Source organism: Actinomycetota bacterium (assembly GCA_019347575.1).
In the GTDB taxonomy this organism is placed as follows: Bacteria; Actinomycetota; Nitriliruptoria; order Nitriliruptorales; family Nitriliruptoraceae; genus JAHWKY01.
In genome coordinates, this window is record JAHWKY010000020.1 from 22,160 (window position 1) to 41,309 (window position 19,150).

16 protein-coding genes are annotated in these 19,150 nt (G+C 72.2%); 8 read left to right on the forward strand and 8 right to left on the reverse strand.

The genetic code is table 11. The features are described from left to right. The first annotated feature begins 18 nt into the window (after positions 1–18). Complete coding sequence (locus KY469_14025; GenBank protein MBW3664213.1) at positions 19–2,643, forward strand: ATP-dependent DNA helicase UvrD2; 2,625 nt, start codon at positions 19–21, stop codon at positions 2,641–2,643. Positions 2,644–3,105: 462 nt separating this feature from the next. On the opposite strand, the gene KY469_14030 is transcribed toward KY469_14025, so the two are convergent. Beyond that, on the reverse strand, positions 3,106–4,929 hold the full coding sequence (locus tag KY469_14030) for an alkaline phosphatase D family protein (GenBank protein MBW3664214.1): 1,824 nt from the start codon (positions 4,927–4,929) through the stop codon (positions 3,106–3,108). A 141-nt stretch (positions 4,930–5,070) separates the two neighbouring features. Between KY469_14030 and KY469_14035 the strand changes: the two genes are divergently transcribed. The 5 genes from KY469_14035 to KY469_14055 all read left to right on the forward strand — a co-directional run bounded on the left by KY469_14035 (position 5,071) and on the right by KY469_14055 (position 10,683). Next, positions 5,071–5,703, forward strand: coding sequence for a 1-acyl-sn-glycerol-3-phosphate acyltransferase (locus tag KY469_14035; GenBank protein MBW3664215.1), 633 nt, complete (start codon positions 5,071–5,073; stop codon positions 5,701–5,703). Between the two features lie 100 nt (positions 5,704–5,803). Beyond that, entirely contained in the window at positions 5,804–6,838 is a 1,035-nt protein-coding gene (locus tag KY469_14040; protein ID MBW3664216.1) for a hypothetical protein, read from the forward strand. A gap of 122 nt (positions 6,839–6,960) precedes the next feature. Next, positions 6,961–9,195 carry a molybdopterin-dependent oxidoreductase gene (locus KY469_14045; protein ID MBW3664217.1) on the forward strand — a complete coding sequence of 745 codons (2,235 nt, stop codon included), beginning with the start codon at positions 6,961–6,963 and terminating at the stop codon, positions 9,193–9,195. Positions 9,196–9,205: 10 nt separating this feature from the next. Then, positions 9,206–9,676, forward strand: coding sequence for a YbaK/EbsC family protein (locus KY469_14050; protein MBW3664218.1), 471 nt, complete (start codon positions 9,206–9,208; stop codon positions 9,674–9,676). A gap of 2 nt (positions 9,677–9,678) precedes the next feature. Next, positions 9,679–10,683: an ATP-dependent DNA ligase gene (locus KY469_14055; GenBank protein ID MBW3664219.1), complete on the forward strand. Its 1,005-nt coding sequence runs from the start codon at positions 9,679–9,681 to the stop codon at positions 10,681–10,683. A gap of 32 nt (positions 10,684–10,715) precedes the next feature. Here the strand turns inward: KY469_14055 and KY469_14060 are convergent, their stop codons facing one another. From KY469_14060 to KY469_14085, 6 genes are all read right to left on the reverse strand, one after another. Next, complete coding sequence (locus tag KY469_14060) at positions 10,716–11,333, reverse strand: class I SAM-dependent methyltransferase (protein ID MBW3664220.1); 618 nt, start codon at positions 11,331–11,333, stop codon at positions 10,716–10,718. An 18-nt stretch (positions 11,334–11,351) separates the two neighbouring features. Then, the gene (locus KY469_14065) at positions 11,352–11,771 is read right to left on the reverse strand and encodes a nuclear transport factor 2 family protein (protein ID MBW3664221.1); all 420 of its coding nucleotides are present in this window, start codon (positions 11,769–11,771) and stop codon (positions 11,352–11,354) included. 83 nt (positions 11,772–11,854) lie between these two features. After that, entirely contained in the window at positions 11,855–12,703 is an 849-nt protein-coding gene (locus tag KY469_14070; GenBank protein ID MBW3664222.1) for an SDR family oxidoreductase, read from the reverse strand. A gap of 21 nt (positions 12,704–12,724) precedes the next feature. Then, entirely contained in the window at positions 12,725–14,320 is a 1,596-nt protein-coding gene (locus KY469_14075; protein ID MBW3664223.1) for a LuxR C-terminal-related transcriptional regulator, read from the reverse strand. Continuing rightward, positions 14,317–15,438: a CoA transferase gene (locus KY469_14080; GenBank protein ID MBW3664224.1), complete on the reverse strand. Its 1,122-nt coding sequence runs from the start codon at positions 15,436–15,438 to the stop codon at positions 14,317–14,319. The genes KY469_14075 and KY469_14080 overlap by 4 nt, the downstream gene beginning before the upstream one ends. 102 nt (positions 15,439–15,540) lie before the next feature. Then, positions 15,541–16,716 carry a MarP family serine protease gene (locus KY469_14085; GenBank protein ID MBW3664225.1) on the reverse strand — a complete coding sequence of 392 codons (1,176 nt, stop codon included), beginning with the start codon at positions 16,714–16,716 and terminating at the stop codon, positions 15,541–15,543. 115 nt (positions 16,717–16,831) lie between these two features. Here KY469_14085 and KY469_14090 point away from each other — a divergent pair, with 115 nt between their 5' ends. After that, positions 16,832–17,515, forward strand: a complete 684-nt coding sequence (locus KY469_14090) for a hypothetical protein (GenBank protein ID MBW3664226.1) — start codon at positions 16,832–16,834, stop codon at positions 17,513–17,515. Between the two features lie 57 nt (positions 17,516–17,572). After that, the gene (locus tag KY469_14095) at positions 17,573–17,983 is read left to right on the forward strand and encodes a cyclic nucleotide-binding domain-containing protein (protein MBW3664227.1); all 411 of its coding nucleotides are present in this window, start codon (positions 17,573–17,575) and stop codon (positions 17,981–17,983) included. Between the two features lie 11 nt (positions 17,984–17,994). Here KY469_14095 and KY469_14100 read toward each other — a convergent pair whose 3' ends face one another. Then, on the reverse strand, positions 17,995–19,149 hold the full coding sequence (locus tag KY469_14100; protein MBW3664228.1) for an alpha/beta hydrolase: 1,155 nt from the start codon (positions 19,147–19,149) through the stop codon (positions 17,995–17,997). Between the last annotated feature and the right edge of the window lies 1 nt (position 19,150).

Consider the following 19,150-nt stretch of genomic DNA (forward strand, 5'->3'; position numbering starts at 1 on the left):
CCCACCGCGAGCGACGACGTGACGTTCCCAGGCCCCGACGCGCTCGGTCGCGGCCTCGTCCTCGGCGTCGACGACGAGGCGCCGGCTCCGTTCACCGGGCGGGAGCCCCTCGTGGTCGACGCAACGGTGCTCACCGATCCCGCCCCGATGGCCGATCGCATCCACCGGGCGTGGCGAGGACGCGAGCGCTACCTGGTCCGCCTCGCTGTGCCCGTCGAGCAGCTCACCGCCCCCGAGGTCGAGCGACGACCGCCGTACGAGCTCGACGCGGACTTCGAGTTCGCCCGGACGCGCCTGCGCTACCTGATCCTCGCCAACGCCTACTGGGCGGTCGGCATGACTCCGACGTGGCAACTCACCGAACTCGCCCTGCGGCTGGGCTGCTCACCCGGCACGTCGACGGATGTGCGTCTGCCTGATGGATGCGACGTCTGGCTCGACGGCGGACCCCGCGAGGACGTCGCGGACCTGCCGCTGCTGCACCGTGACACGCTCGAGCTGGGCTCGCTGCAGCCGCGCCCCGCCATCCCGGTCGACCACGACCTCGCACCTGACCAGCGGGGCGCGATCGAGCACGGCAGCGGACCGGCACGCATCATCGCGCCAGCCGGGTCGGGCAAGACGCGCGTGTTGACCGCGCGGCTGCGCGAGCTGCTGGCGGGGCGCGGGCACGAGCCGACGATCGTGACCGCCGTGGCCTACAACAACCGCGCCGCAGCCGAGATGCGGGCACGCACCGACGGCCTCGGGGCGAACATCCGCACGCTGCACTCGCTGGGGTTGTCGATCTGCAACCGTTTCGGACGGCGCCGGCTGCTCGACGAGCGCGAGATCCGCGACCGCCTCGAGCGCCTCGTCAGGGTCGCGCGGCAGCAGAACCAGGACCCGCTCGCCCCGTACCTCGAGGCGCTGGGCGAGGTCCGGCTCGGCCTGCGCCACCCCGAGGACGTCGAAGCCGAACGCGACGACGTCGATGGCTTCGCCGCCGCGTTCGACCGCTACCGCGACGGGCTCGCGCGCGACGGCGTGATGGACTTCGACGAGCAGATCTACGGCGCCATCGAGGTGTTGCTCACCGAGCCCCGCATCCGCGCCGAGGTGCAGCGCTCCTGCCGCTACCTCCTCGTCGACGAGTTCCAGGACCTCACCCCCGCGTTCCTGATGCTGGTGCGCCTCGTGTCCGCCCCGACCTGGGACGTGTTCGGCGTCGGCGACGACGACCAGGTGATCTACGGCTACGTCGGGGCGACGCCGCGCTACCTCATCGACTACCGCGAGCTGTTCCCCGAGGCAGCCGCGTACGCCCTGGAGCTGAACTACCGCTGCGCGCCCGGGGTCGTGGCGGCGGCGTCCAACCTGCTGAGTCACAACCTCGAACGCATCGACAAGACGATCCACGCGGCGCCGGGGCGCGCCGCACACGACGACGACCTGCGGGTCGAGGCGGTGCCGACGCGGGAGCTGGCGGGCCGGGCCGTCGACCTGCTCCAAGGATGGCGCGACGACGGGACCGACGCGACCGCGGTGGTGCTCGGGCGCGTGAACTCGGTGCTGCTGCCGGTGCAGGTCGCACTGAGCGAGCGGGGCGTGGGCCACTCGGCGCCGCTCGACCGCAACGTGCTCCAGCGCACCGGGTTGCGGGCCGCGCTGGCGTGGTTGCGTGTCGGACTCGACCCGGAGCGGATGAGCAACCGGGACGTCGAGGAGGTGCTGAAGCGACCCTCGCGGCAGCTCACGACCGTCCTGCGCGACCGCCTGCGCAGCCGGCCGCGCTGGTCGCTGACCGGACTCGACGAGCTCGCCGATCGGGCCGATCTCAGTGGAGCGCAGGCGGGGCGGCTGACCGAGTTCCTCGCCGACATCGAGGACCTGACCGACCGCATCACCCAGGGCGCCGACACGGCGGCCTGCCTGGCCTTCATCCGTCACGACATCGGGCTCGACGACGCGGCGACCCTGCTCGACGGGCGCGCCGTGCGTGGCAGCGCGTCGTCGTCTCACGCCGACGACCTCGACGCGCTCGAGCAGCTCGCCCCGCTGCACCCCGACCCCGGCGGCTTCGAACGCTGGCTACGGGAGGCGCTCGCCGTGCCGGCGGATCCCGATGGTGTCCTGCTGTCGACCATCCACCGGGTCAAGGGACTGGAGTGGGACCGTGTCCTCGTCGTGGGCGCGACCGCCTCGCTGTTCCCCCACCACCTCGCCGACTCGGTCGAGGAGGAGCGACGCATCTTCCACGTCGCGATCACCCGCTCGCGCCGGCACACCGTGGTGCTGGCCGATGCCGACCGACCATCACCCTTCCTCGACGAGCTCGAGAAGCGACGGCGCCCCGACGAGCGGCCGTTGCAGCTGGCGCGACCGTCGGCACCCGCCTCGAGGCCGCAACCAGCCGTCTTCGAGCCGGTCGGCTCCGCCGACCCCGAGGTGTTCGAGGCGCTACGAGCGTGGCGGACGGAGCGCGCTCGCCAGGACGGCCTACCCGCCTACATCATCGCGTCGAACGCGATGCTCGAGGACGTCGCTGTGCGCCTGCCCGCCACTCTCGCCGAGCTGCGTCGCTGCCACGGCATCGGCCCGAAGAAGCTCGACCTGTACGGTGAGGAGATCCTCGCCGTCCTCGAGTCGCAGGGTCGAACTTGAATGCCTGGGGGCAACTGGCTGCACCCGAGTATCCAAGTTCGCGAGGGCGGGGCGCCGCTACTGCCGACGGCTCACGGTGGGTCGGACGTCGGGGTTGAACACCGCGATCTCCTCGGTCGGCGGCAGGCAGTCCTCGGGATGTCCACGTCGAGCACGTCGGGCCACAGGTAGTCCCCACCACCGCTGACCTCGTCGCCGACCGATGCCTCCCCCCCGGACGGCAGGCGCACGACGAGTGGGTCGGGTGACGCGATGGTGGTCCCGTGTGGACACACCACGGGGTACCCCGCGTCCACGCGCGTTCCCGTCAGCGGCCGGGGCGGGGCGGGGGCGAGCGTCCCGACGCAACCACGCGTCCACGCGCGTTTCCGTCAGCGGCGGGCGTGGCGGGGGCGAGCGTCCCGACGCAACCACGCGTCCACGCGCGTTTCCGTCAGCGGCGGGCGTGGCCGGGCGCCGAGGTCAGAGGACGGGGAGGAGCCTCGCGGAGCCGCGGCGAACCTCGAACGCTCCGTTCGGCGCGTCGTTGACGCTGGCGTCCGGATCCTCGACGGGGTTGTAGTTGGGCGGGTTGAGCAGCGGCAGGCCCAGGATCCGCTGGCGCGCCACGACGCGGTCGGCGCGGACGTCGACGAGGACGTAGCCGTTGCTGTCGAAGTCGACGTAGCGCACGTGCTTGTTCGCCGCGATGGCGGCGACTCCCACCGGGTTGGTCGAGCCGTGCGGGAACGGGGTCCCGATCGACAGCATCCCGAGCCGCTCGTTGAAGTTCTCCGACGAGATGCCCGGGCACACGAACTCGGTCGCGACCGGCTCGCCGACCGGAGCGTCGCCCTGTTCGACGTACGCCTCCGATGACCAGCCGGTGTGGATGTCGCCGGTGAGGAAGACCACGTCGGGGACGGGCCCGCCGCCCTCGTCCCCCCTCAGGTAGCCGAGGACCTCGCGCCGCTCGGGTTGGTAGCCGTCCCACTGGTCGGTGTTCACCGGCAGCCCGTCACGGTGGTAGGTCACGGGGAGGGGTTCGGCCTCGGGGCGCTGCGTGAGGTCGGCGACCACGGCGCCGATCGCGTCCGGCAGCACCACCATGTTCAGCGGCGTGATCATCAGCTGGTTGCCGATCAGCTTCCAGCGCGTCCCGGCGTCGCGCAGCGCGTCCTTGAACCACGCCTTCTGACCAGCACCGAGGATGGTGCGGTCGGGATCGCTGATGCCGGGCTCGTCGATGTTGCTGGTCGGGTTGAAGTTGCGGTTGGTCCCACCGACGCCCTCGGACCGGAACGAGCGCGAGTCGAGCATGATGATGTCGGCGAGGTCGCCGTAGCGCAGCCGCCGGTGGATCCCGCGGGGATCGGGGCGATCCTCACGCGCGGGGAGGTACTCGAAGTAGGCCTGCATCCCGGCGGCCTCGCGGTCGGCGTAGGGGATCTCGGCGGGGTCCTCGTTGTCGCCGTGGTTCACCGCGCCGGTGGCCCAGCGGTCGCCCGCCACCTCGTGGTCGTCCCAGACGCAGATGAAGGGGTGCATGCGGTGCGCGGCGCGCAAGTCGGGATCGGCGCGGTACTGGCGGTACCGCTGCCGGTAGTCCTCGAGCGTGTAGGTCTCGCCGGCGGGTGCGCCGGACGCGTCCACGTGGATCCGCGGGTAGGTGCGTCGTGACGTGGGGAGGTAGGCCTCGTACTCGTAGATGTAATCGCCGAGGAACAGCACGCCGTCGAGGTCCTGCGCGGCGATGTCGCGCCACACCGAGTACCAGCCCTGCTGCAGGTCCTGGCACGAGGTCACCGCGAGCCGCAGGCGGTCGGTCGTGAGCGGGGCGGTCCGGGTGCGGCCCACCACCGACGCGCTGGTCCCGGCGACGAACTGGTACCAGTAGCGCTGCCCCGGCTCGAGCCCCGTCGGCACCGCGACGTAGGTGCCGTCGCCGTTGGGCTGCGCCTCGCCTTCCGCGACGACGTCGGAGGGATGCAGCGTGGCGGGGGGCACATCCCCGAGCCCCGCGGCCGGTGCGACGCGGAAGCGGACCGCGCCGACACCGCCGTCGCGGCGGGTCCACAGGATCACGCTGGAGGGGCCGGGATCGAACGACGCCACCCCGAGCGAGAACCCGGTGCCCACGTCCGGATCGGACCCGGCGGCGAGGAGCACCGCCCCACGCAGCGGCGGAGCGGCGGCCACCAGGGTGAGCGCACCTGCTCCCTGGAGGAAGCGCCGACGGCTGAGCCTGACACGCACGTCATCCATCAGTGAGGGGTTCGCCACCGCGCCCCGGGACTCCTGCGCCACGGGCGGCCACGGTGGTGGGGTTGAACCGGGTGAGGTTGAAGTGTTGAGTACGTCAGAGCGCACCCAACGCTTCAACGTCGGCGCTCCTACCCTCACAGCGTGAGCGCGCCCCGCCCCGAACCGACCGGCGACCCCGTCCGCGTGCCGCGGGACACCTGGCTCTACCGGCCGCTCGCCGTGTTGGTCGGTGCGCTGGGACGCGTCCTGGCGCGCACCGACGTGCGGGGAGCGCATCACGTGCCACGGTCGGGTCCGGGCCTCGTCGTCGCCAACCACATCAGCCACCTCGACACCATCGTGCTGTTCGCGGCTCTGAGTCGGCTGGGGCGACGGCCCCGCTTCACCGCGCACGCGGGGACCTGGGCCGTGGGGATCCTGGGGTGGCTGTTCGAGCAGGGAGGGGTCATCCCGGTCCACCACGGGGAGGGGCCGGAACGCTTCGCGGCGGACGTGCTGGCGTTCCTCGACGCCGGGGAGCTGGTCGTCGTCTACCCCGAGGGGACCATCCCGCGCTCGCCGCAGGACCGCCGGGCCCGTCCCGGTGCAGGCCTCGCCGCGGCTCGATCGACCGCCCCGGTCGTCCCCGTCGCGATGGCCGGCATCGCGCCCTGGACCGGGTTCCCGATGCGTCTACGCCAACCCGCCACGGTGACGTTCGGGGCGCCGATGCAGGTCCCGCCACTCGCGCCCGACGCGAGCCGGGATGCCCAGATCCGCACCTCGGAGGCGCTCCTGGACCGTATCGACCAGTTCCTGCCAGCCCCACGGACGTGAGGCGTGAGCCACCGTGGGTTCAAGTTCTCGGGTCATCCGCCGACCATTGACAGCGGGTAAGCGCGGATCGGTTCGGGTAGGAGCGACCAAGGTGGGCGGCATGGACGGCGCCGGGGGTTCGACCGAGTTCGACGACCTGCTGGCCGAGCTCGACTCGGTGAGCGGGCCGCCGCCTCCTCCCGCGGCACCACCGCCGGCGGTGCCCGCCACGGCGTCGCCTCCGGTCGCGCCGGCTGCCGTCGCGTCGCACCGGCCGACCGAGTCCCAGCCGTCGCCGGCTGGCGCCTCGAAGCCCCAGCCTCCCGACAGCATGGGGTTCTTCGGGACCAGCCCCGCCAGCACCCCGCCCGCTGCGCCGCCGTCCGCTGCTCCTGCAGCTGCACCACCGGGGGGACCCTCACCTCCGGGCGCGCAGCCCCCGCTGGGCCGGTTCGGCGCGACGGAGCCGGTCAAGGTCACGAGGCGCGGGAAGGGCACGGGCCTCGGCGGCCTCGCGATCTTCCTCGGCGTCGTGTGCCTCGGTATCGCCATCGTCATCCCGCAGTTCTGGTTCCTCATCGGCCTCACCTTCGCCGGTGCCGCGTTCCTCGGCGGCATGACCTTCCGCCACGCCATCAACTACGACACGCCAGGACGCACCACCGGCGGTATCGCGGTCGTGCTGGCGGTCCTCGCGATCATCACGTTCGTGATCGGGCTACAGCGCGAAGCCAACCGAGCCACCGAGACCACTGGAGGTGGGCTCTTCAGTGCCATGAGCGGAATCGAGATCGAGTCCGAGGTGCGCACGCTGCTCCTCGACGGCACCGGAACCGCCACGGTCTCGCTGGACGGTCAGGTGCTCGAGGTACCGCTCGAGGCGTGCGACTTCAGCGACCCGGCTGTGGGTGTCGACCAGGCCGCGCGGGGCGCCGCCACCGACGCCGGTCGGGACCTGACCGTGACGCTGCTGTCGTCGACGATCGGCGAGACCGAGGACGCCGTGTCGGTCGGGCTCGGTGCCAACGGCTACGTGCTGACCGGCCGCAACCTGTTCACGGTCGAGGGCGGGACCCTCACGGTGGCGGGCGAGATGCGTGAGGCCTTCGGCCCCGGCCGGGTCCAGATCAGCCTCACCGCCACCTGCAGCGCCTGAGGTTGGAGCATTGAGCGCGTCGCGACGTACTCAACGCTTCAACGGAGCAGCGTCGCCCAGCACTGGCTTCCCGCTGGGGCGCGCAGGTGACAGACTGGCCGCGACCCCGTAAGGGAGCACCCGTGGCCACCCGCACCGCCGTCCGGACCTGCCCGCTGTGCGAGGCCACCTGCGGTCTCGTGCTGACCCTCGAAGGGAACCGCATCGTCGGGGCGGCAGGCGACCCCGACGACGTGTTTAGCCACGGCTACGTCTGCCCCAAGGGCGCCACCTTCGGTGAGCTCGAGCACGATCCGGACCGGCTCACCCGGCCGCTTGTCCAGGTGGACGGCCGCCACCGGGAGGCGACCTGGGACGAGGCGTTCGCGATCATCGCCGAGCGCTGGACCGCGGTGGTCGACCGGCACGGCACGGAGGCGACCGCCGTTTACGTCGGCAACCCCAACGTGCACAACCTCGCCGGCAGCCTCTACCTGCGGCCGCTCCTGAAGCTGCTGAGGACCCGGAACCTGTTCAGCGCGTCGAGCGTGGACCAGCTCCCCAAGCACGTCTCCAGCGGCTACCTGTTCGGTGATCCCCTCGCCATCCCGGTGCCCGACATCGATAGCACCGACTGGCTGCTGATGCTGGGCGCGAACCCGCGCATGTCCAACGGGAGCCTGTGCACCGCCCCGGACTTCCCCGGCCGTCTCGACGCGCTGAAGGCACGGGGCGGCAAGCTCACTGTCGTCGACCCCCGTCGTAGCCGCACCGCGCGCAAGGCGGACGAGCACGTCTTCATCCGCCCCGGCACCGACGGCCACCTGCTGCTCGCGATGGTCGCGGAGCTGTTCGCCGCCGACCTCGTGGATCTCGGGGCACTGGTCAACGTCGTCGACGGTCTAGAGGTCGTCGAGCAAGCGGTCGCCGGATGGGACGCCGAGCAGGCGGCCGCTGTCACCGGCGTCGAGGCCGACACCATCCGGCGGCTGACCCGTGAGCTCGCCGCCGCCGACCGCGCCGCCGTCTACGGCCGCATGGGCACGACCACGGTCGCGTTCGGAACCGCCACCTCCTGGCTGGTCGACGTGCTCAACATCCTGACCGGCAACCTCGACCGCCCCGGCGGGGCGATGTGGCCCCTGCCCGCACACGCGATCCCGTCGCGGTGGCGGCGGGGAGGGTGGCGTACGGGGCGCTGGACGTCGCGCGTCCGTGGGTTCCCCGAGGCGATCGGCGAGCTCCCCGTCGCGACGCTCGTCGACGAGATCGAGACGCCGGGGGAGGGCCAGGTCCGCGCCCTGCTGACGGTGGCAGGCAACCCCGCCCTGTCGACGCCGGACAGTGCTCGGCTCGATCGTGCGCTCGCGTCGCTGGAGTTGATGGTCTGCGTCGACATCTACCTCAACGAGACCACCCGCCACGCCGACGTGATCCTGCCGGCGGAGCCCTCGATCGCGCGCAGCCACTACGACGCGGCCTTCTACGGCCTCGCGATCCGCAACGTCGCCAACTACTCGCCTCCGGTCGTCGACCTCGACGAGGGCCAGGAGCGCGAGTGGCGCCTGCTGCTGCGGCTGGCCGGTGCCATGACCGGCCAGGGTCCCGACGTCGACCTCGATGCTGCCGACGGCTTCGTGGCGCTCGGCCTGGCGGGCCAGCTCACCTCGTCCGAGGAGTCCCGCGTCCACGGGCGCGACCCGGAGGAACTGCTCGCCGCCACCGCGCCCCGCACGGGCCCGGAGCGGCTGCTCGACCTGATGCTGCGGGCCGGTCCGTACGGCGACGGCTTCGGGGCGCACCCGGACGGTCTCACGCTGGCGACGCTCGAGCAGAACCCCCACGGCGTCGACCTCGGGGCGCTCCAGCCGCGCATCCCCGACGTGATCCGCAACGACGGGGGGCGCATCGACCTCGCCCCGGAGCTGCTGGTCGCGGACGTGGCTCGGCTCCGGGCCCCGGCTGCTGCGAACGGCGGGTTCCTCCTCGTCGGTCGGCGCCACCTGCGCAGCAACAACTCGTGGGGGCACAACGTCCCGAGCCTGCGCAAGGGACGCGACCTGTGCACGCTGCACCTGCACCCCGACGACGCCACTGGTCTCGGCGTCGGTGACGGGGACGAGGTGCGCCTCAAGTCCGCGGCGGGCGAGGTCGTCGCCCCGGTCGAGGTGACCGACGACATCATGCGGGGCGTGATCAGCCTGCCCCACGGCTACGGCCACGACCTCGACGGCATCGAACTGTCGGTCGCGAGCGTCAACCCCGGCGTGAACGTCAACATCCTGGCCGACGGGTCGGTCGATCCGGTCTCCGGCAACGCGGTGCTCAACGGCGTCGCCGTGACGCTCGAGCGTGTCGCTGCCCCTGCGGCGGTGTGAGCACGAGCACGTGACGGTCGAGACGCCCGCGCTCGCTGCGCTGGATGCCCTAGGCGTGGAGCACCGCGTCGTGCGGACCGAGCGGGCGCGCAGCGTCGAGGAGAGCGCCAGCTTCCAGGGCATCGAGGTCGGGGCGCTGCTGAAGTCGCTCGTGGTGCGGCGGCGTGCGGACGACTACGTGCTGGTGCTCGTGCCGGGCGACCGCCGCATCGATTGGCCGGCGCTGCGTGCCCACCTCGGCGTGTCGCGGCTGAGCCTGCCCGACGCCGACGAAGCGTTCGAGGCGACCGGCTACGAGCGTGGTGCGATCACCCCGTTCGGGGCGCGGGGCGAGTGGCCGGTTCTCGTCGATGCGGCCGCCCTCGAGCACGAGACGGTGGCCGTCGGGGGCGGGGCGCACGGTGTCAACGTCCACCTCGCCCCGGCCGATCTCGTCGCCGCGACGGGCGCCGACGTCGTCGCCGTCACCGAACCGAGCTGAGCGTGGCCAAGAACGAGACCCACGTCGAGGTCGACGCCCATCTCGTGCGGGTGTCCAGCCCCGACAAGGTCGTCTTCCCACAGCAGGGCTGGACCAAGATGGACATCGTCAGCCACTACCTGCGTGTGGCCAACGGGGCGGTGCGCGGCATCTACGGGCGGCCGAGCAACCTCAAGCGCTGGCCCAACGGCGTCGAGGCCGACCCGTTCTACCTCCGCCGCACCAAGCCCTCGTCGGACATCGAGACGCAGGTGGTCGCGTTCGCGGCGGCTCACCCTGGACCGATGTGGATCCCGCGCAGCGCCGCCGACATCGTGCGCATGGTCCACCTCGGCTGCGTCGACCTCAACCCCTGGCCGAGCCGGGCGGAGGACGTCGACCACCCCGACGAGCTGCGTCTCGACCTCGACCCCACACCGGGCGTCACCTTCGACGTGGTCAAGCGCGTCGCCAAGGTCGTCCGCGAGATCCTCGAGGAGGACGGGCTGATCGTGTGGCCCAAGACCTCCGGCTCACGGGGCTTGCACCTCTACGTCCGACTCGCGCCCCGGTGGACCTTCCACGAGACCCGCCGCGCGGTCCTCGCCGTTGCCCGGGAGGCCGAGCGCCGCACCGACGAAGCGACGACCGCGTGGTGGAAGGAGGAGCGCCACGGCGTGTTCATCGACTTCAACCAGACCGCGCGCGACAAGACCATCGCCTCGGCCTACAGCGTGCGCCCCACCGGGTACGTGTCCACGCCCTTCACGTGGGACGAGCTCGACGACATCGACACGCGCGACTTCCCGATGGACCGCTCCGGCGACCGGTGGGACGAGGCCGGCGGCGATCCGCACGCTGGCATCGACGACGCCCCGTGCGACCTCACCCCGACGTTGCGGCGGGTCGTACGCGACGAGGAGGAGCACGGCCTCGGCGACGCGCCCTGGCCGCCGCACTACCCCAAGCAGCCCGGCGAGCCGCTCCGCGTCGCCCCGTCCCGCCGCGCCGACCGCGATGGAACTTGACTACCTGGGGGCACTCAGCTGCACCCGAGTATTCAAGTTCGCGCGGCGGTTGCGAGGAAGAGAGGGAAGGTGCCGGACTCCTTCTCGACGACGTGGCACGGCTGGAAGCGTACGTCGGTGAAGCCGGCCGCCTCGAGCTGGGTCGCCAGCGCCCCGCGCTCGAAGCCGTGGTGGCCTTCGAAGTCGTGGTCGTCGGAGTGGAACGAGCCGTCCTCCTCCTCGAGGTCGGCGACGCAGAGGCGACCCCCCTCGGCCAGCAGCGCGGCGAACGCGGTGAGCACGCTTGCCACGTCGTGGATGTGGTGCAGCGTCATCACCGTGACGACGAGGTCGAAGCGTTCGCCCGATGGGGCGGATGCCGCCGCCAGGTCCAGGTCCCAGACCCGGCTGTCCGCGGGCAGCCGTCCGTCCCCGATCTTGGCGGCGATCACCTCGCGCATGCCGACGGACGGTTCCGCCAACGTGATCGCCCCGACGTGCTCCGAGAGGAACTGGCTGACCATGGCCGTGCCCGCTCCGTACTCGAACAGGCTCGTCTCCGACCCCAGCGCGACGGCACCACGGATCGTGTCTGCCACGACCCGCGCCCGTTCGACCTTGGCGGGATCGTCGTCCCACGTCGCTGCGCGCTCGTCGAAGTCGGTAGCCACGGTCGCTCCCTCCCGAGCTCAGGCGTCCCAGAACGGGTCGACCCGGTAGGGGTCGTCGGTGATGGACCACATCTCGACGATCGCGCCGTCCTCGAGGTGCGCCACGATGACCAGCGAGTACGCGATCGACTCGCCGCCCCGCTCGGCCGTGACGTCGATCAGCGCGACCGCGTCGGAGTCGTTGGCGAAGATCTCGAACGGGGAGGTGTTGAAGGTGCCGCCGGTCAGCTCGTCGATCCGGCGGAACAGGCCCACGATCGCGTCGCGCCCGACGTAGGTGCCCGAGATCCGCGAGCGGCCGTTGACGCGGTAATGGCAGTGCTCGTCGAGGACGGCAGCCGCGGCCGCGTAATCCTCCGCGGCGAAGGCTTCGAACGCCGCGCGGATGCGCGCGGCGGTGGGGTGCTCCGAGCCCGAGCCCGACGTCGGTGAGGCCATCGTGGCAACGTAGACCCTCGCCGAGGGGTGCGCGAAGACGGGCGGCCGAACGGACCCGCTACGACGCGCGTCGACCGGACTCGCTAGGACGGACGGCCGACGAGCTCGGCGCTGACCTCCCACAGCTTGCGGGCGAGGTCGTCATCGCGTGCGACACGCGACGGCTTCACCTCCCGCCGGCCCTTGTAGTAGCGGCCGGTCCGCCCCTCGAGCTGCGGGGCGCCGGCGACGAAGACCGACGTCCGCGCTCCCTGCTCGGGGGTCTTGAAGAAGGGCCGCGCCAGCCACAGGCCGATCCGCAGCAGCCCCGTCGTGTCGCTGCCCCAGCCGGTCCGGACCGTGCCGGGGTGCAGCGCGTTGGACGTGACCCCCGAACCCTCCAGGCGTCGGGCGAGTTCGCGAACGAACAGCACGTTCATGAGCTTGGTGCGCGCGTACTCGACGAGACCCACGAAGGGCCGGTGCTCGCTGTCGAGGTCGTCGAAGTCGATGCCCCGCGCCGACCGGTGCGCCGCGGATGCCACCGTGACGATCCGTGCCGGAGCGGCGGCCCGGATCCGATCGAGGAGCAGGTCGGTGAGCAGGAACGGGGCGAGGTGGTTGGTCTGGAACAGCATCTCGTGCCCGTCGACGGTCTCGCGCCGCTCCGACAACGTCAGGCCGGCGTTGTTCACGAGCACGTCGAGCCGCTCGTGGCGCGCCCCGAACGCATCGGCGAACCTGTGGACGTCGGTCAGGTCGGCGAGGTCAAGCGTCATCGCCTCGAGCGCGGCCGACGGGACTTCGTCGCGGATGCGCTCGATCGCCTCGTCGGCCCGCTGCTGCGAACGCGACGTGATGACCACCTGCGCGCCGCGGCGCGCCAGCCCGATCGCGGTCCACTCGCCGATACCCGAGCTACCGCCCGTCACCAGGACGGTCCTGCCCGACAGGTCGGTCGCGTCCGTCACGTGTCACCTCCGCTGGTAGCGGGGGAGCGGTCGCGTGGCGGGATCGGGTGGGGTCAGGCGTGTCCGATCCACGATCGCGTGTTCCACCGCGGCGAGGGTCGCCGCGGCCCGGCTGCTCACCCCGAGCTTCATCCCGATGGTCTGCAGGTGGCTCGCGACCGTTCGGGTCGTGATGTGGAGCCGTTCGCTGATGCGCTCGTCGTCCTCTCCCTCGGCCGCGAGCCGCAGAACCTGGACCTCTCGGTGGGTGAGCGCGGCGGGCCACGTGGTCCGCCCCGGAGGTGGGGTGCGTCGCGCGGCCGCGTGGAGGGTGGCCTCGACGCTGTCGCGGCCGAGCCGGCCGTCGCTCACCTCGCGGCGCAGATGCTTGGCTGCATCGTCCGGATCCAGCGCGGGACGGTAGGGGCGCGGCTCGGTCAGGGCCTGGTAGACGTCCGCGGCGGCGAGGATGCGGCCCAGCAGCGGCTGATCCGCCTCGGGGGCGGCGCGGTGGTAGCCGGAGCCGTCGAGACGCTCGTGGTGTCGACCGACGATCGTTCCCAGGTGCGCGAGCGTGGTGCTGCGTGCCAGCAGACGTTCCGAGTGCTCGCTGTGGCTGCGGATGCTGCGCCACCCGCGCTCGTCGGGCTCGTCCTCGTCGGTCCAGACCCCGAGCGGAACGGCGACGCGTCCGAGGTCGTGCAGGCAGCCGGCGTGCAGCAGCGAACGGATGTCGGTGCGGGCGAGGTCGAGCTCCCTCGCCGCATCCGAGGCCAGCGCCCCGACCGCCGCCGAGTGGCCGGTGAGGAAGGGGATCTTCAGGTCGCCGAAGTGCCCGACCGCGGCGATCGCGTCGTCGAGGTGCTCTTCGGCGATCGTGTGTCGCGGGGTGGGTTCGGCGCCGAGCATGTCGTCCCAGCCGAGCTGCGGTCGCCGCGCGAGCACGGTCGAGGCCCGCCGGTCCACCAGATCGACCAGCACCGGATCGTGGTCCTTCCCGGAACGCTCTCGCAGCGGTGCGACGAGGTCCTCGGGATGGTCGGCCGCGGGGGCGGCCAGGACGTGCGCTATCCGGGCGATGCGCGCGGTGACGGGGGTGGACTCACGGCTGACGCCGTTGGGCCAGCCGTGCCCGTCCCAGCGTTCGTGCACGTGGTGGAGCGCGAGCCCGACCCCGGAGCGCAGCCCGAGCCAACGCGACAGCGTCGAAGCGGCCTCGGCGTCGGCTCGGTACACGCGGTGCAGCACCCGCGGTCCCAGGGCCAGTCCGCGCAGTGTCGCGCGCGCACGCCCCGCCCGCTTGCCGTCCGCGGCACCGCGCGCGACCCGCGCCATCGCCCCGCGCGGGCGGCGCAGGTCGACGTCGGCGACGCGGCTCTGGGCCGCGATGTCGTCCTCCGCGAGGACCTGAAGTTCGCGGGCACGGGCGGTGCAGCCGAGGTCCCGCAGCAGCGCCACGTAGAACGCCTCGTGGCGGTCCACCGGGTCGAGCTCGAGCAGCTCGGCGATGCGGACCGCGAACACCGCAGCGCGCAGGCCCTGACCTGCCGGTCGGCCCTCTGCGAGGTCGGTCGCCAGCGACACCACACCGGCGAGCTCCGCCAGGCGAAGGCGCCTCACGGCGAGCGCTCCAGGTCGCCCTGGTGCTCACCCAGGCCGGGCGCTGCCGCGGGGGGCTGGCTGCCGTGCAGCGGCCCGCGCACGAGCCGGTACGCACCGGCTCCCTCGCCCACCTCGACGACGATGCCGCGCGCGGCGACGTAGGGCGTGGCGATCGCCTCGAGCAGTGACAGCACCGGGGCGTTGGGGACCTGAGCCGCATCCAGTCGGCGCTTGGCCTCGTCACGATCGAGTCGACCGAGCGCTCCTGCGACGACCTGATCGACTCGGTCCCGAGCGACACGGCGCCCTGCCCCGGTCCGCAGCGTCGGGTCGGATGCCAGCTCGGTCAGCCCCAACGCGTCGCAGAGTCGCGGCCAGAACTTGTCGGCAAGGGCCGCGACCACCAGCCAGCCACCGTCGGCGGTCGCGTAGGCGCGGTAGGGCACCACCTCGTGGTGCCCTGATCCGACCCGGGGCGGCTCGTCACCGGTGTGCAGCGCGGCCGTGGCCATGTACGACAGCAGCGGCAGGGTGGCGTCGAGCAGCGGGATCTCGATGTGGGTGCCTCGCCCCGTCCGCTGTCGCGCCACCAGACCGCCCAGTGCCCCCAGTGCCGCCCACAGGCCGGCGGCGAGGTCGCTGATCGGTACGCCCGCACGCGCTGGTGGGCCGCCCGGTTCACCCGTGACCGCCATGATGCCGGCCTCGGCCTGCACGGTGACGTCGAACGCACCCTCGTCGCTGCGCTCCGACCCGCGTGCGTAGCCGCTCACGGTGACGTGCACGAGGTGCTGGTGGCGCGTGGCCACGGTCTGCGGATCGAGGCCCAGGTCGCGGGCGGCGCCGGGGCGGAAGTTGTCTACGAGCACGTCGACGTCCCCGAGCATCCGGTCGAGCGCGGCCCGGTCGTCGGCGTCCGTGAGATCGAGGACGACCCCACGCTTGCCGGTGTTGAACGTGGCGAAGTACAGCGACCGACCGTCGGCGTGGGGACCGATCTCGCGTGCGGGGTCCCCTTCGGGTGCCTCGACCTTCGTGACCGTCGCGCCCATCTCGGCGAGCACGTGCGCGGCGAAGGGGCCCGCCAGGACCCGCGACAGGTCCACGACGCGCACACCTTCGAGCAGCCCGGTCACATCCACCTCCCCGCGCTGTGCTACCGCTTCGCTACTTGAGCACTGTCGCTGTGCTACCGCTTCGCTGCTTGAGCACTGGCGGGCGTGACGGTACCGGGTTGCTCAGACGCACCGTCCCGTGCCCGGGGCGGGTGGGGACTCGAGGAACGCCCGCAGCTCGGATGCGTCGAGCGCGAACGACGACGTCGCGCGATCAGGTGACACAGCGAAGACCGCACCGGCGATGCCGCCCGACTGCGTGATCACGGCCGCGCCCGAGTCGCCTCGCTGCAGCTCGGCCGCCAGGAACATGACCTGGCGCTCGACCCGCGCTTCGTCGTAGATGTCCTTGCCCACGGTCGGCTGGATCGAGCGGACCGTGCCGGGTGCCACCCGAGGCTCGTTCTGGCCACCCGGGTAGCCGATGATGGCGACGCCCGACTCCTCGGATGCCTCGGTCAGCTGCAGCGGCTGCTGTCCCAGACCGGGGACGTCCAGCAGGGCGAGATCCCGCGCGGGATCGAAGGTGACAACGTTGGCCGGGAGCACCTGTCCATCGGGGCGGCGTACCTCGACGACGTCGGCGCCGGCGATGACGTGCGCGTTGGTCACGACTCGGTCGACCGCCACCGCGAAGCCGCTGCCCTCGAAGCGGGCATCGCATCCCTGGGATTCCACGTTGACGGTGGAGGCGGTGACGGCCGCGACGACCTCGGGTGCGACCGGGACCTCCGATGGCGGGGGTCCCGTGTCGGGTGTCGGCCGCAGGTCGGCGAACACCTCGGGGAAGCGCGTGCGGTCGACCAGCGTCTGGATGGTCGCGACGGTGTCCGGGGGTTCGGGCGTCACACCTTCGACCCAGCCGGCGATCGCCGAGCCCCGGATCTGTTCCGAGGCGGTCGGTGAGAACGCCGCCGCGACCGGGGCAGCCAGCCAGACGAAGACGACCAGACCGACGACCCCCGCGACGGCCCCGGCGCTGCGATCGATGGTGCGCAGCGACGACCGCTGCACGCTCGTCCGTAGCTGCCAGCCGACCACCTCGCCCAGGGCCATGCCGGCGCCGACGGTGAGGAACAGCACGACGAGTCCGACGCCCATCCTCGTGAGGGGTTCCGCCGTATCGAAGGCGCCGAGCGCGAAGGGCACGGTCACCGTCGTCGCGAGCAGTCCCACGATGAGTCCCGCCCAGGACGCTCCGCGGGCGAGGAAGCCCATGCGGTAGCCACCGATCGCCGCGACGATCAGCAGGACAGCCAGCAGCAGGTCGAGCAGGTTCACCGCCGTACTGTGCTGCATCCGGTCCTCGTGGCACGCATCCGGCCCCCGGCCGACCGGCCACGCCCCGCACGCCCCGAGTGGACCCCCACCAGGCGGTGTGCGAGGCTCCGTCCGGTGCTGTCCGCGGGGAACGATGTTCGAACGGTTCACGGAGCAGGCGCGGCGTGCGGTCGTGCTCGCGCAGGAGGAGGCACGGCGCCTGCACCACGACTACATCGGCACCGAGCACCTACTCCTGGGCCTGATCAAGGTGGGCGACGGGGCCGGCGCCACGGCCCTGACGGAACTCGGCGTCTCGCTGACCGCCGTCCGCCACCAGGTCGAGTCCATCGTCGGGCCTGGACGACATGTACCCGTGGGGCACGTTCCCTTCACCCCGCGCGCCAAGAAGGTGCTGGAGCTCAGCCTCCGCGAGGCGCAGCAGCTCGGCGAGGACTTCATCGGCAACGAGCACGTCCTCCTCGGGCTGCTCCGTGAGGGGGAAGGGCTCGCGGCACTGATCCTGATGAAGCTGGGTGTGGACCTCGAGCGGATGCGCGAGACCGTCGTCCGGGTCCTTGATGAGCAAGCATCCCGGTCTTCCCGACGGCGCCGGTCCAATTTCGTCGAGGCTGGCACCGGGGCGCTCGAGGTCGTTCGCGCAGCGGCGGGAGCCGATCCGCCCCGATGCCCCCACTGCCGCTCGTCCATCGACGAACAGCTGCGTACGTCGCGCTTGCCGGCGACCGACGACACGGGGGCGGCCGCCACGGTGCTGGTCGTCTGGTGTGGGGTCTGCGGGACCAACCTCGGCGTGATCGGGGTGGACGGCGGTTGACGTTGGCCCCACCGTCCCGTGTGTGCGAGGCTCCGCCGACCACCAGGGGAGGGACGGATGACCAAGGGACGTGGTCCGATCGTCGAGCAGCTGCGGACGCATCCGCTGTTCGACGGGCTGAGCGACAAGGACCTCGACGCGGTCGCCGGGCTGGTCGAGCCCTTGCAACTGCGAGCCGGCGCCACCGTGATGCTCGAGCGCTACCACGGCGAGCAGCTCCTGGTGATCGTCTCCGGCAGCGTCGAGGTCACTCGCGATGGCGAGCACGTCGCGACGGTCGACGCGGGCTCGTTCGTGGGCGAGATGGGGATGCTCCGTGGCGAGGACCGTTCCGCCACCGTGCGCGCGGCCAGCGACGTGAAGATGCTCACCGTCGACCGCACGTCCTTCGACGACCTGGTCGAGCGGTTCCCGGTCATCCGCAGCCGGCTCGAGGACGAGATGCGGGCCCGCGAGGACGGCGCGTAGCGAGCGGCGCCTCAGGCACCTCGCGTGATCGCGCCACCGATCGTGGCCCAGGCAGGATGCCGGGGGTCGATCACGTCGAAGTGGCCGGCACCGTCGATGACGACGTGATCGACCGCGTCGCCGCTCGCCCGAGCGGCGACGGCGTAGGTCGCGCCCTGGGAGGCAGGGACGAGCCGATCGTCCGCTCCGTGCACCACGGTCTGCGGCACTCCGATCGGGACCAGCTCCAGCGGCGACGCCTCCGCGAGGCGGGAGGAGCGGTCCCCGATGAACCGCGACACCGCACCTCCTCCGAGCCCGTCGCGGTGTGCAGTCGGCAGATCGAGCACGCCTCCCAGCGTGACCACGTGGACGGGGCGGGGCCGACCGGGATCGTGCGCGGCGCTGGCTGCGTACCACACCGCTAGTTGCGCCCCGGCCGAGTGCCCGGCCAGCGTGAGTCGCGACGTGTCGAGTGGCAGCCGCTGGGCGAGCTCCTCGAGGTGTCCGATGCCCGCTGCTACATCGTGGGCGGTGGTGGGCCACCCACCGTGGCCACCCACGCGTCGGTACTCGAGGTTGACGGTGACGGCACCGGCGCTGGTCAGGTCGACGGCGACACCCTCCATGAGGTCCCGCTCCCAGGGCTGGAGCCAGAACCCCCCGTGCAGGAGCACCACGACCGGGTGCCGACCGTCTCCGACAGGTAGGCGCACGTCGGCCACGAGATCGGGGTGGTCGCCGTAGCTGAAGGTCTGCACCGGCCACACCTTGCGGTGGACCAGGTGGTGCAGCGCCCACCGGAACCCGTCCGCGCCCCGCCCGTGGATCGTCCACACGCACGCCGGACTCAGCAGCGATGCCGGTGCGCCGGGAAGGGAGCGGTCGCGGAGCTGTACCTCGACGACCGGGATAGACACCTCGAGCAGCGCCGCGGCGAGCGCCTGGGACTCGAAGGCGAGGGGGCCGGGGTGGAGCACGACACCGTCGTAGTCGGCGGCTGCATCGCGGAGTCGCTCCAGCAGCGCCTCGTCGCTGCGCGGCTGGTCGATGTCGACCCGCACGCCCACCTCGGCTCCCCAGATGTCGCACAGCGCGTCGAGCTCGCGCAGGTCCCGCGGCGCCGCCAGCGGTCCATGGCGATCGACGGCGGCGTCCGGGCCGTGCAGGACCAGGACGCGACCCACG

Bases quoted from the DNA above. Each gene is read 5' to 3' on its own strand.
- KY469_14040 (MBW3664216.1), top strand. From the start codon at position 5,804: ATGGACGGCGCCGGGGGTTCGACCGAGTTCGACGACCTGCTGGCCGAG.
- KY469_14065 (MBW3664221.1), bottom strand. From the start codon at position 11,771: ATGGCCTCACCGACGTCGGGCTCGGGCTCGGAGCACCCCACCGCCGCG.
- KY469_14085 (MBW3664225.1), bottom strand. From the start codon at position 16,716: ATGCAGCACAGTACGGCGGTGAACCTGCTCGACCTGCTGCTGGCTGTC.
- KY469_14090 (MBW3664226.1), top strand. From the start codon at position 16,832: ATGTTCGAACGGTTCACGGAGCAGGCGCGGCGTGCGGTCGTGCTCGCG.
- KY469_14095 (MBW3664227.1), top strand. From the start codon at position 17,573: ATGACCAAGGGACGTGGTCCGATCGTCGAGCAGCTGCGGACGCATCCG.